Source organism: Microbacterium sp. T32, assembly GCF_001619615.1.
Classification (GTDB): Bacteria; Actinomycetota; Actinomycetes; order Actinomycetales; family Microbacteriaceae; genus Microbacterium.
On sequence record NZ_LQQP01000067.1, the window covers coordinates 71034 to 83815 of the forward strand.

The following is a 12782-nucleotide window of genomic DNA, read 5'->3' on the forward strand; positions in this document are numbered from 1 at the left end:
GCTAGCGCGGCCGCCCCGGCGGTGCTCAGCCCTCGGCCCGCAGGGCCTCCGCCACGGCGACGAGTCCGGTCAGGGTCTCGGCGAAGCTCGTCGACAGCGGCGCGAGGCCGATCCGCAGTCCGTGCGGGTCGCGGTAGTCCGGGATCACGTCACCGGCCCACAGCCGTGCCGTGACCGCCCGCATCGCCGGGTGCGACAGGGTCACGTGCCCACCGCGCTCGGCCGGGTCGCGGGGCGACGCGAGGCCCACCCCGAGCGGAGCCAGGATGCCATCGCCCACCCGCAGCGCGAACTCGGTCAGCGCCACGGACTTCGCGCGGATCGCCGCGATCCCTGCGTCCTCGATGAGATCGAGCGTGTCCTGCATCGCGAGCATCGCGAGCACCGGCGGCGTCCCCGAGAGGAACCGCCGCATGCCGTCGGCCGGTCGGTACTCCGGCCCCATCGCGAAGACGTCGGCCGCGCCCATCCAGCCCTGGATCGGTTGCGTCAGCGTCCGCTGATGGCGGTCGGCGACGTACGCGAACGCGGGGGAGCCGGGGCCGCCGTTCAGGTACTTGTACGTGCATCCGACGGCGAGGTCCACGCCCCACGCGTCCAGCTCGACGGGGACGGACCCGGCGGAATGGCACAGGTCCCACAGCACGAGGGCGCCGGCGTCGTGCGCGATCCGCGTGAGAGTCTCGGCGTCCGCGAGATATCCGGAGCGGTAGGACACGTGGCTGAGCAGCACGACCGCGGTGCGTGGCTCGACCACGGCGCGGAGCGCGTCGGCATCCACTCCGCGTGACGTGTCGACCTCGACCCACACGACCCGCGCGCCGCGTTCGGCGGCGATCCCCTCGACGAGGTAGCGGTCGGTGGGGAAGTCGTCGCGGCTCACGACGATCTCGACGCGTTCCGGGTCAGCCGCGGAACGCTCCGCGAGCCCGGCGCGCAGCAACTTGTAGAGCAGCACGGTGGTGGAGTCGCCGATGATCGTCTGCCCGGCCGCGGCCCCCAGCGTCGATCGGCCGAGGCGATCGCCGATCCGGAACGGCAGGTCCATCCACGACTCGTCCCAGCCGCGGATGAGGCGCCCGCCCCACTCGTCGGTCACGAAGGTGCGCAGCCTCTCGGCCGTGGCGCGCGGCGGCCGGCCGAGCGAGTTGCCGTCGAAGTACACGAGCGACGTCTCGGTGCCGACGAACGCGTCGCGATACGCGGCGAGCGGGTCGGTGGCATCCGAAGCCTCGGCCTCAGCGGCGAGCGATTCAGTCGACACGGGTGAGCTCCTCGGTCGGGACGACGGTCGCCCGCGACAGCCAGGTCGCGAGATCGTCGGGGTCGGTCGGTGCGGGACCCGCGAGGAAGCTGCGCACGGCGTCGGTGCCCGTCCTCGCCGGCCACGGATCGGTGAGGGATGCCACGAGCGCGTCGCCGCGGATCCCGGCCTCCTGCAGCGCGAGGAGCTCGCGGCGATTGACGCCGAGGGGGAGTGGCCCGTTGCCGAGGTCGGTGCCGTACAGCACGCGTCCGCCGTGAGCGGCGAAGGCGCCGAGGTGGGCGATGGCCCGGGCGCGCGCCTCCCCTCGGTGGATGTCGAGCGTGGAGATCCAGATCTGGCCCGCCTCCGCCGCGCGGGTGAGGGAGTGTCGGGAGAGCGTGGCGTCGAAGGGCGTGTGAGCCAGGGCGGCGACGCCCCGGTCGATCGCGCGCTCGACCTGCCCGGCGCCCTGGGCGTGGGCGACGACCGGCAGACCTCGGTCGGCGGCCGCGGCCAGGACGGCGTCCAGGACCGCGTCGGGCAGCACGGGCCCCGCGTCGGCGTTCAGCGCGACCTTGATGACGGCGGCGCCGGCGTCGGCCTGCGCATCGACAGCGGTGCGCGCCCCACCCGGAACGCCCGGGTGCAGCGACGGGTCGAACACGGTGTGCACGATGGCATCCGGTGCCCAGGACCGCCCGCTCGGGTATCCGCCGGGCGCCGTCAGGAAGGCCCCGGCGAAAGACACGCGAGGCAGCCCCGTCGCGCGTCGCGCGAGCACCGCCGGATCGCCACCGAGGTCCACGACAGCGGCGATCCCGCGAGCGGGGAGGGCGTCGATCTCGACGAGGTGGGCGTGGACGTGGTGGTCGGCGAACGCCGGGAGCGACGTCCCGATCTCACCGGTCGCGTGACGGCGAACCGGCCACGCGGCGGCGAGCATCGGGAGCGTCAGATGAGCGAGAGCTCGCGGAGCTTGGCTTCGACGTCGGCGTTCGACGGCTCGACGTGGTGCGAAGCGTCGGGGTACACCACGACGGGGATGTTCGTGCGACCGGAAATCTCCTTGGCCACATCGGCGGCGGCCGGGTCGGCCACCAGGTCGACGTACTCGTAGGCGACACCGAGTTCGTCGAGCTGCTTCTTCGTGCGGATGCAGTCGCGGCACCAGTCGGCGCCGAACATGCGGATGGATGCGTCAGACATGGTTCCAGGGTACGCCGCCGGGACCCGGCCCGGCCGGGGCCGTCAGGCGGCGATCTCGTCCTCGAGGGTCTCGGGGAGGGGCATCTGCGCCAGGCGGCTGCGCTTGGGGGCGTAGACGACCAGGGCGTGGTACACGAACCGGACGACGAACGCCGCGAGCAGCGTCACCGCGGTGGCGATGACCACGTGCAGGTGCGCGGCACTGACGAGCAGCCACAGCAGGGGGATGCGGACGAGTGCCTCGATGCCGTTGAACGTGAACGACTTGAGGAACCGGTGGCGCATGAGCCCCGACTCCGCGCGCATGTCGGCGAAGACGAGGTACTCCAGCGCGAGGAAGTTGCCGATGATCGTCAGCACGCTCGCGATAACGGAAGCCACGAGGTACTGCACGCCGATCCCGGTCAGGGCCCACGTGATCAGCAGGTTCGCCACGGCGCCGATGCCACCGACGACGGCGAACGCCGACATGCGGCCGAAGCGCAGCATCGTGAGCTGCGTGAGGAACCGCATGCCCTGGCTGAACGACGCCTTCGACTCGCCGGCGAAACGCGGCGCGAACGAGAACGGGACTTCGGCCACGCGCATCTGCTTGCGGGCGAGGATCTCGAGAAGGATCTTGAAGCCGCGCGGACGCAGACCCTCGACGTCGAGCGAGGTGCGGTCGATGAGGAAGAACCCGGTCATCGGATCGGAGCAGTTGTGCAGCTTCCGCGGGAACATGGCCTTGGTCAGCATCGTCGACCCGCGCGACACGAGCGTGCGCACCGCGTTCGCGAGGCCGTCGGAGGTTCCGCCCGCGATGTAGCGCGAGGCCACGACGACGTCCGCGTCCCCCATCTCGGCGCGGGCGAGCAGCTCGGCGATGACCTCCGGCGGGTGCTGCAGGTCGCCGTCCATCACGACGCAGAAGTCGGATGCCGCGGCCCGGATGCCGTCGGCGACGGCTCCGCCGAGACCGCCGACGGGCTGATCGCGGTGGAGGAGCCGCACCGGGATGGATGCCTGAGCCGCGACCGCCCGGATGATGTCCGGGGTGTCGTCGGTGGAGTCGTCGACGAAGAGGATCTCGACGGCACGGCCGGGAAGCGCTGCCGTCGTTCGACGGACGAGTTCGGCGACGTTCGGACCTTCGTTGAAGGTCGGAACGATGACGGATAGGTCCATGGATGCTCGCGTTTCGGTGGGTCCGGAGGTACACAGCGTAGAGGGGCCCACGCGTGGCCCAACTTAGGATTGTGGATCATTCACCTGTGAGCTAGCGGCACGCGGGACTCAGGGAGCGGTTCCACGCCCCGTTCAGCCGATGGCATCCTTCACGTCGTCCACCGTCATCCCGTAGTTGATGCGGATGACCGGGAGCGCGAGCTTGTCGGTTCCGACGCGCACGTATCCGTGCTCGACGGTGCGTCCGAGGTCGAACCCGGCGCGACGCACGCCTTCCTTGGTCGTGTCGTTGTAATGGCCGAACGGATATGCCACGACCTCCTTCGCGCCGAGGATCTCGGCGGACTGTTCGAGGTCGGCGGCGATGGTGTCGGCGTCCTCGTTCACCATGCGTCCCTTCCCGTTCGCGCCCGCGCGGTGCATGTCGTGCGTGTGCGAGCGCTGCTGGACGAAGCGGTTGGGCGCGCCCTCGGTGCGGGCCGACGTGATCACGAACGAGGTGGTCAGCAGTTGTCGGGCGTCCACGACCGGCGCGGCCTGCTCGAGCCAGGTGCTGTCGGCGTCGTCGTCGGTGATGATCACGGAGTGGCGGGGGAGGAACAGCGCCCCATCGATGAAGGCGCTCAGCTCGTCCCAGGTCGGCAGGTAGAAGGCGGACTGCTGGATGTACGCCATCTGCGCGTCGAAGTCGCCGATGTACGTGTAGTTCGCGCGGAGCCACCCGTCCTCGCCCTCGGGGTTCCGCGTGAACTGGTGGTACATGAGCATCGGGATGCCGGCGTCCTCCGCCGCGTTCTTCTCGGGGGTCGTCCACGCCCCGTACAGCGTCTTCTGCCGGCCGGTGCAGGCGACCAGGTCGGCGCCGTTGATGCGCGCCGGGAGCGTGAGCGCCGCAGCGTCGGCGGCGGTGGCGTACCAGCCGGCGAACACCCGCCCGTCGGCGCGCGGCAGCGGCAGCGCGGCGTAGCGGGTGTCCTCGGTCTGCAGCTGCGGGTCGAGGGCGATCCCGTCGCCCGCGAAGGAGACGGCGCACGCCTTCGGGTCGGCGCTGGTCGACAGGAGTCTCTGCGCCGCGGTGAGAGGGGTCGGGGTGGGTGTCGGCGTGGGCGTCGCGGTCGCGACGGGCGTCGGGCTGTTCTCGGCCACGGGTCCGGCGGACGAACCGCGCAGCAGCGCGAACACCGTCACGCCCCCGCCGATCAGGGCGATCGCGACCACCGCCGCGACGGTGCGGCGGAGGCGTGCCCGCCGTGATGCACGTCGGCGTGCCTGCGTGCGCGTCCCCATCGATTCCGCCCCCTAGATCGTGCCGATCGTCCCCACGATCAGGGCGATCCTAGTGGGACGTTTCGCGAAGGACGTGGACGAAGACGCAGGACGTCGCCGCCATGATGGGGGGATGATCCGCATCGGCATCGTCGGGACCAGTTCCATCTCCGAGCGTTTCGCGGACGCGGTCCGCACGGTCGACGGCGTCGAGCTCGCTCGGGTCGCGTCGCGAGATGCGGGACGCGCGCGGGAGTTCGCCGCGCGCATCGGCGCCCCGGGCATCGCGGAGGGCCTCGACGCGCTGCTCGCCGCGGGCGACGTCGACGCCGTCTACCTCGCGAGCCCGAACTCCGTGCACGCGGCGCAGGTCCGGGCAGCGGTGGATGCCGGCATCCCGGTGCTCGTCGAGAAGCCCGCGACCCTCACGGCGGGGGAGTGGGACGCGCTCGTGGCGCGGGCGAATGAGCGCCGCGTCGTGCTGCTCGAAGCGATGCGGACGGCCTACGATCCCGGCATCCGGGTCGTCCAGGACCTCCTCCCGCGCGTGGGTCGGCTGCGCCGGGTGTCGTTCCGCTACGAGAAGCGCTCGCCGCGGTACGACCACGTGCTCGCGGGCGAGCAGACGAACATCTTCGACCCGGTGTGGGGCGGCAGCGCGCTGCGCGACCTGGGCGTGTACCCCCTCCACGCGCTCGTGCTGCTGTTCGGCGAGCCGCTCGGGATCCTCGGGAGCCGCGTGGGCATCGCGTCGGGCGCCGACGGGCTCGGCAGCGCCATCGTCGAGTACGACGGGTTCCTCGCCGATGTCGCGTGGTCGAAGATCACCGACACGTCGCTGCCGAGCGAGATCCAGGGCGAGGACGGCTCCCTCTCGATCGACGCGATCGACGCCCCGCGCCGCCTCGTCCTCGCGCCACGCGGCGGGGTACCCGAGACCGTCGAGGTGGACGCTCCCGATAACCCCATGGTCGGCGAGGTCGAGCGCTTCCGCGATGCGGTGAACGGCGCCGACATCGCGAAGGATCACGCCCGGACGGCGGAGACCCTGCGGCTCGTGGACCGCGTCCTCCCGCGACCCCTGCGATGAGCCCGGTTCACCCGTCGTTTCCTCCGGGACGTTAGGAAGAGCGGATGACACGAGCCGGCACCGTTCCCGAGGTGTTCCTCGCGTTCCTCCGTCTGGGTGTCACGTCGTTCGGCGGACCGATCGCGCACCTCGGCTACTTCCGCGACGATCTGGTCACGCGGCGCCGGTGGATGGACGACCGCGCGTACGCCGACCTGGTCGCCCTGTGCCAGTTCCTTCCCGGGCCGGCGTCGAGCCAGGTCGGGTTCGCGATGGGCCTGCAGCGCGCCGGGTTCCTCGGCGCCCTCGCGGCGTTCCTCGGGTTCACCCTTCCCTCGGCTGTGCTCCTCGTCGCGTTCGCCGCCGGAGCATCGCTGTTCGGCGGGCCGGTGGGTGGCGGCATCCTGGACGGGCTGAAGATCGTCGCCGTCGCGATCGTCGCGCAGGCCGTGTGGGGCATGGCGCGCTCGCTCACACCGGACCCGCCGCGGGCCGCGATCGCCGTCGTCGCGACGGCGCTGGCTCTCGTCGCCCCGGGGGCGGTCGGGCAGCTCGGCGCGCTCGCGATCGGGGTCCTCGCGGGGCTGCTCCTGCTGCGGGAGGTGGCCGACCCGCCCGGAGAGTCCCTGCCGTCGTTCGGCGTTCCCCGCGCCGTCGCGATCGGATGCCTCATCGTCGCGGTCGTGGGGCTCCTCGGGCTTCCCGTCCTGGCCGCGGTGACGGGATCGGGCGTGGTCGCGCTCGCCGACGCCTTCTACCGGTCCGGTGCCCTGGTCTTCGGGGGCGGTCACGTCGTCCTGCCGCTCCTGCAGGGCGCGGTCGTGGAGACCGGCTGGGTGTCGCCCGACGCGTTCCTCGCCGGCTACGGCGCCGCACAGGCCGTCCCGGGGCCGCTCTTCACGTTCGCCGGATACCTGGGCGCCGTCTCCTCGGTCGGTCCGGGCGGGGTCGCGGGAGCGGCGGTCGCGCTCGCGGCGATCTTCCTGCCGGGGTTCCTCGTGCTCGTCGGCGTTCTGCCCTTCTGGGATGCGCTGCGCGGCCGTCCGCGGGTCCGCACGGCCATGCGCGGAGCGAACGCGGCGGTCGTCGGCATCCTGGCGGCCGCTTTGTACACGCCCGTGTTCACGACGGCGATCACCGGCCCGGGGCCGTTCGTGCTCGCGCTCGTCGGCTTCGTGCTGTTGACGACGTTCCGGACGCCGGCGTGGGCCGTCGTCATCATCGGCGCCGTGGGCGGGATCGCGCTGTCACTGCTCTGAGAGTCGGCTGAACCTCCGTCTCGAAAGGAGTGACACCGAGTTTCGCCTTTGGCAGGATGGGCGCACGGCGACGGCGCCGCATCCGGTATCGAAGGAGATCCCGTGTTCCACAGCCCGTACTCGCGTATCGAGATCCCGTCCGTCAGCGTCTACGACCACCTCTTCGGCTCGCTCGAGGACGCCGACCTCGACCGGGTGGCGATCATCGATCCCCAGACGGGAGCCGAGACGACCTACGGCACCCTGCGCGCGCAGGTCGACGCTTTCGCCGGTGCGCTGGCTCATCGGGGCGTCGACACCGAGACGGTGGTCGCGCTGCTGTGCCCGAACGTCCCCGCCTTCGCGACGGTGTTCCACGGCATCCTGCGCCTGGGCGCGGTGGTGACGACGGTCAACTCCCTCTATACGGCCCATGAGATCGAAACCCAGCTGAGGGATGCCGGCGCCACCTGGCTCGTGACCGTCTCGCCCCTGCTCGGGCCCGCCGCCGAGGCCGCGCGCGCCGTCGGTATTCCGAACGAGCGCATCGTCGTCCTCGACGGCGCCGAGGGCCACCCGGACCTGCGGTCGTTGCTCACGGAGCAGCGGACACCGCCCGAGGCCTCGTTCGACCCGGCCACGCACGTCGCCGTGCTGCCGTACTCGTCGGGCACCACCGGCGTCCCGAAGGGCGTGATGCTCTCGCACCGCAACCTCGTCGCGAACGTCGACCAGTGCCGCGTGAGCATCCGCCTGAACAGCGACGACCGCGTGCTCGCCGTGCTGCCGTTCTTCCACATCTACGGCATGACCGTGCTGCTGAACCTCGCGCTGCGGCAGCGCGCGACGCTCGTCACGATGCCGAAGTTCGATCTGCTGGCGTTCCTGCGCTGCATCCAGGCGCATCGCTGCACGTTCCTGTTCATCGCTCCGCCGATCGCGCTCGCCCTGGCCAAGCATCCGGTCGTCGACGACTTCGACATCTCGAGCGTCCACACGGTCTTCTCCGGCGCCGCCCCGCTCGACGGGGAGACGGCCGAGACGGCCGGCCGCCGCATCCACGCCCGGTTCTTCCAGGGGTACGGCATGAGCGAGCTCAGCCCGGTGTCGCACGCGATCCCGCCCGAGCGGGAGGACATGCCGGTCAGCTCGGTGGGCGTCCTGATCCCGAACGTCGAGGCCAAGCTCGTCGACATCGAGTCCGGTGCCGAGATCGAGGAGCACGGCGATGACGGGCTCACCGCGCCGGGCGAGCTCTGGGTGCGCGGACCGAACGTGATGCTCGGCTACCTCAACCGGCCTGATGCCACGGCGGACACGATCGACGACGACGGGTTCCTCCACACCGGCGACATCGCCACGCACCATGAGGACGGCTACTTCACGATCGTCGACCGGCTGAAGGAGCTGATCAAGTACAAGGGGTATCAGATCGCCCCCGCCGAGCTGGAGGCGCTGCTGCTGTCGCATCCGAAGATTCAGGATGCCGCCGTCATCGGCGTCCTCGACGAGGAGAAGCAGGAAATCCCCAAGGCGTTCGTGGTTCCGGCCGCGGGTGCGGAGCTCACAGCCGACGACGTCATGGCGTTCGTCGCGGCGGAGGTCGCGCCCCACAAGAAGGTGCGGCGCGTGGAGTTCGTGGATGCCATTCCCAAGTCGGCATCCGGCAAGATCCTGCGGAAGGACCTGCGCGCCCGCGAGGCGTGACGCGTGTGGGCCCGCGTTCGTGTTCGTTGAGTGTCCAGGACGCGCGGACGGCCCCGCCGCGCGTCCGCGTGTCTTGGACACTCAAACGGGTGCGGGCGCCCGGGCGCCGAGCGCGGGGCGTGGCGGCGGGACGAGCGGGAAAAGACGAAACCCCCGCGATGTAGAAGCTACGCGAGGGTTCCTGGGGTGACTGTAACGGTCACCCGTGTGGCTCCGACCGGCATCGATCCGGTGACCTTTCGATTTTCAGTCGAACGCTCTACCAACTGAGCTACAGAGCCGAGCGGCATGTCTGCCGCTTCCTAAACGAAAGGCCTCCTCGAAAGAAGGCCCGTCGCTGTGGAGCGACCCTGACGGGACTTGAACCCGCGACCTCCGCCGTGACAGGGCGGCACGCTAACCAACTGCGCTACAGGGCCATGCTTGTTTAATTGTGACCGGTGAGTGACCCCAACGGGATTCGAACCCGTGCTACCGCCGTGAAAGGGCGGCGTCCTAGGCCGCTAAACGATGGGGCCGGATGAACCCCGAATCGTGCGATTCCGTGCTCACTTGCCGACGACCGAGCCTACTTCATGATTTGTGAGATTGCCAATCGGGGGCGTGGCGCTCCGCTTCCCTGGCGTGTCGGCGGGCCAGACTGGTCCCCGGCAGCGGGAACTCGCCCTGTTGTTCGTGTGATTCGTGTTGCTACTGTGGTGCGAGTTGCGAACCGGTGAGATGAGGTAATCCCGTGACGCCTGAAACCCACGACGGCGCTGACGACTGCGGTTGTGCGCCGAGCCCGAGCGAGCGGGCTCGGCTCTGGCCTTCCGTCGATCGCCGAGGTGCCCTCATGCTCGGTGCGTTCGGCGCCGTCGCTCTCGGCACGATCGGGGTCACGGTCCCCACGCTGGCATCCTCATCGCCGGCGTTCGCTGCCGACTACCCCTCCTGGGCCGACGTCGAGGCCGCTCGGGCGAACGAGGCGGCCAAGGCTGCGGAGATCACGCGGATCCAGGGCCTGATCGCGGGACTGCAGGCCGATGTCGAGCGCACCCAGGCCGAGGTCGTCGCCCGCTCGGACGAGTACTACGCCGCGCAGCAGGCGTTCTTCGACGCCGACTATCGCGCCCAGCAGCTGCGCACCCAGGCGGATGCGGAAGCGGCCAAGGCCACGGATGCCGCGACGAAGGCCGGCAAGGTCGCCGCCCAGCTCTACAAGACCGGTGGCGACGACACGTCGCTGGATCTCTTCTTCTCGAGTTCGGCCGCAACGGCGGACGATCTGCTCGCGAAGCTCGGCACGATGGACAAGCTGCTCGAGCGCAACCGCTCCGTCTACGCTGCCGCGGTCGCCGCGCGCGACAACGCGAAGAACCTGAGCGGTCAGGCCGATGACGCCAAGGCCGAGCGCGACCGTCTGCAGAAGGTCGCCGAAGACAAGATGGTCGCCGCTCAGCAGGCAGCCGACGCCGCGCAGGCGGCTCTCGCGGCGCAGCAGGCGAACCAGGTCGTGCTTCAGGCCCAGCTCGCTGCGCTGCAGGACACCACGGCGAAGACCGTGGCCGACTACCAGGCCGGCGTCGAGGCCGAGCGCAAGGCCCGCGAGGAGCGCGAGCGCAAGGCCCGTGAAGAGGCCGAGGCACGCGATCGTGCCGCCGCAGCCGCAGCTGCGGCCGCCGCAGCGAACAACGGTGGCGGTGGCGGTGGCGGCGGCGGCGGAGGCGGCGGCGGAGGTGGCGGCGGCGGAAGCGTCGGCGGCTCCGGATGGGCCCGGCCTTCCTCGGCGGGCACGACGTCGGGGTACGGACCGCGTACCGGTGAGTGCGGGCCGAACTACTGCGCGAGCACGTGGCATCTCGGCCTCGACTTCGGCGCCAGCTGCTGGTCTCCCATCTACGCCGCCGCGAGCGGCCGGGTCACGTATGCCGGTCCGAACGGGGGCTACGGCAACTACATCCGCATCCAGCACGATGACGGATCGGGCACCGGCTACGCCCACATCGTCAGCGGCGGCATCTACGTCTCCAGTGGTCAGCGCGTCTCTGCCGGTCAGCAGATCGCCGCGACGGGTCAGACGGGCAATTCGTTCGGATGCCACCTGCACTTCGAGGTCTACCCGCCCGGTGGTGGCACGACCGACCCCGCCCCGTGGCTGCGCAACCGCGGCGTCTGGGTCTGAGCAACGCGAAAGCCCCCGGTCCAGTTGAGAGGACCGGGGGCTTCGTCGTGACCGGGAAGGTCAGAGCGTGTTGGGCGCTTCGCCCTCCCCCTGCGTCTTGGTCTGTGCGTCGTGCTCCTCGAACCGCGCGAACGCCTCGCCGACCAGGCGCTCGGCCTCGGCGGCATCCGCCCACTCGTCGACCTTGACCCACTTGTTGGGCTCGAGGTCCTTGTAGTGCTCGAAGAAGTGCGAGATCTCCTTCTTCGTCCAGTCGTCGATGTCGCCGACGTCCTGGATGTGGTCCCAGCGCGGGTCCTTCGCGAGGACCGCGACGACCTTGTCGTCACCACCGGCCTCGTCGCTCATCTTCAGCACGCCGACGGGGCGCACCTTCGCGAGGATGCCGGGGTACAGGTCGCGGTCGAGGAGCACCAGCACGTCGAGCGGGTCGCCGTCCTCGCCGAGGGTGTTCTCGAAGAAGCCGTAGTTCGCCGGGTAACCGAACACCGTGTACAGGATGCGGTCGAGGAAGACCCGGCCGGTGCCGTGGTCGACCTCGTACTTCACGCGGCTGCCGCGCGGGATCTCGATGACGGCGTCGTACGCGCCCATACGTGTGCTCCTTAGATCGATGGATTTCCGCGCCCAGCCTAGCCGGGGCGGTTCGGCTGCCGTCGGCTCGGGTTCTCGCCGCGACACAACGATTAGCGTGGATGCCATGCACGAGCGACGCCCCGGACTCGATCCCGCCGTCGCCGAGGTGCGGCGGGCCGTGCGGTCGGGCCTCGACGGACGCGCCGGCGCGATCCTCGTCGCGCTGTCGGGAGGGGCGGATTCGCTCGCCCTCGCCGCGGCGACCGCGTTCGAAGCCCCGCGGCTCGGCATCCGGGCCGAGGCCGTCGTCATCGACCACCGGCTGCAGGACGGGTCGGCGACGATCGCCGAACGCGCGGCTGACATCGCCCGGGGGCTCGGGCTCGCCGCTCGGGTGGTCGCGGTCGAGGTGCGCGGGGCGGGTGGTCCGGAGGCCGCGGCCCGCGACGCGCGTTATGCCGCCCTCGCGCGTGCCGCCGCGGAGACCGGGGCGGACGCCGTCCTTCTCGGCCACACCCTCGACGACCAGGCCGAGACGGTGCTTCTCGGCCTCGCGCGCGGGTCGGGTGCGGCGAGCCTGTCCGGCATGTCTCCCGAGCGGAGGGATGCCACCGGCCCGGTGTGGTTGCGTCCGCTTCTCGGCGTCCGTCGAGAGGTGACCGCGGCCGCGTGCGTCGCGGAGGGGTTGGATCCGTGGCGCGACCCCCACAACCTCGACCCCGCATACGCGCGCGTGCGCGTCCGCGAGACCGTCCTTCCGACGCTCGAGCGCGAACTGGGGCCGGGGGTCGCCGAGGCGCTCGCCCGCACCGCGGAGCAGCTGCGCGAGGACGCGGCGGCGTTCCAGGACATGATCGACGAGACGATCGAGGACATCGTCGAGCACGCCGAAGCCGGGATCTCGGTGTCGGTCGCGGCGCTGGCCGCGAATCCCGCGGCGCTTCGAAATCGCATCGTGCGCTACGTCGTCGACAGCGAGTTCGGCGTCGCCCTGACCCGCGCGCAGACCCTCGAGGTCGCCCGGCTCGCGACCGACTGGCACGGACAGGGCCCCATCGACCTGCCCGGATGCGTCGCTCGACGCGTCGGCGGGCGGATCGAGATCGTCGCGCGGGCGGCATCCTGATTCCTGCTGCGTAGACT

General features: G+C 70.9%; 11 protein-coding genes and 3 tRNA genes. 5 read left to right on the plus strand and 9 right to left on the minus strand.

The genetic code is table 11. From position 1 onward, the window contains the following. Positions 1-25: 25 nt before the first annotated feature. From AVW09_RS15685 to AVW09_RS15705, 5 genes are all read right to left on the minus strand, one after another. A complete protein-coding gene (locus AVW09_RS15685; RefSeq protein ID WP_063258937.1) occupies positions 26-1264 on the minus strand; it encodes a kynureninase in 1239 nt (412 codons plus the stop codon). Further along, complete coding sequence (locus tag AVW09_RS15690; RefSeq protein ID WP_063258938.1) at positions 1254-2189, minus strand: hypothetical protein; 936 nt, start codon at positions 2187-2189, stop codon at positions 1254-1256. Before AVW09_RS15690 ends, AVW09_RS15685 begins: the two co-directional genes overlap by 11 nt. Before the next feature lie 8 nt (positions 2190-2197). Then, a complete protein-coding gene (locus tag AVW09_RS15695) occupies positions 2198-2452 on the minus strand; it encodes a glutaredoxin family protein (RefSeq protein WP_022879717.1) in 255 nt (84 codons plus the stop codon). A gap of 42 nt (positions 2453-2494) precedes the next feature. Then, complete coding sequence (locus AVW09_RS15700) at positions 2495-3619, minus strand: glycosyltransferase (protein WP_063258939.1); 1125 nt, start codon at positions 3617-3619, stop codon at positions 2495-2497. Between the two features lie 132 nt (positions 3620-3751). After that, positions 3752-4837, minus strand: a complete 1086-nt coding sequence (locus tag AVW09_RS15705; protein ID WP_231901864.1) for a polysaccharide deacetylase family protein — start codon at positions 4835-4837, stop codon at positions 3752-3754. A gap of 181 nt (positions 4838-5018) precedes the next feature. On the opposite strand from AVW09_RS15705, the gene AVW09_RS15710 reads away from it, so the two are divergent. From AVW09_RS15710 to AVW09_RS15720, 3 genes are all read left to right on the plus strand, one after another. Then, entirely contained in the window at positions 5019-5975 is a 957-nt protein-coding gene (locus AVW09_RS15710) for a Gfo/Idh/MocA family protein (protein WP_063258941.1), read from the plus strand. 44 nt (positions 5976-6019) lie between these two features. Next, entirely contained in the window at positions 6020-7213 is a 1194-nt protein-coding gene (chrA, locus tag AVW09_RS15715; RefSeq protein WP_063258942.1) for a chromate efflux transporter, read from the plus strand. A 102-nt stretch (positions 7214-7315) separates the two neighbouring features. After that, complete coding sequence (locus AVW09_RS15720; RefSeq protein ID WP_063258943.1) at positions 7316-8899, plus strand: AMP-binding protein; 1584 nt, start codon at positions 7316-7318, stop codon at positions 8897-8899. 208 nt (positions 8900-9107) lie between these two features. On the opposite strand, the gene AVW09_RS15725 is transcribed toward AVW09_RS15720, so the two are convergent. From AVW09_RS15725 to AVW09_RS15735, 3 genes are all read right to left on the minus strand, one after another. Then, positions 9108-9180, minus strand: a tRNA-Phe gene (locus AVW09_RS15725). Positions 9181-9244: 64 nt separating this feature from the next. Then, a tRNA-Asp gene (locus AVW09_RS15730) sits at positions 9245-9318 on the minus strand. Between the two features lie 26 nt (positions 9319-9344). Beyond that, positions 9345-9417: transfer RNA gene (locus AVW09_RS15735), tRNA-Glu, on the minus strand. 317 nt (positions 9418-9734) lie between these two features. Between AVW09_RS15735 and AVW09_RS15740 the strand changes: the two genes are divergently transcribed. Continuing rightward, the gene (locus AVW09_RS15740) at positions 9735-11063 is read left to right on the plus strand and encodes a M23 family metallopeptidase (protein ID WP_082823032.1); all 1329 of its coding nucleotides are present in this window, start codon (positions 9735-9737) and stop codon (positions 11061-11063) included. A gap of 60 nt (positions 11064-11123) precedes the next feature. Here AVW09_RS15740 and AVW09_RS15745 read toward each other — a convergent pair whose 3' ends face one another. Next, complete coding sequence (locus AVW09_RS15745) at positions 11124-11657, minus strand: inorganic diphosphatase (protein WP_022879724.1); 534 nt, start codon at positions 11655-11657, stop codon at positions 11124-11126. A 106-nt stretch (positions 11658-11763) separates the two neighbouring features. On the opposite strand from AVW09_RS15745, the gene tilS reads away from it, so the two are divergent. Continuing rightward, the gene (tilS, locus tag AVW09_RS15750; protein ID WP_063258945.1) at positions 11764-12765 is read left to right on the plus strand and encodes a tRNA lysidine(34) synthetase TilS; all 1002 of its coding nucleotides are present in this window, start codon (positions 11764-11766) and stop codon (positions 12763-12765) included. Positions 12766-12782 lie beyond the last annotated feature (17 nt).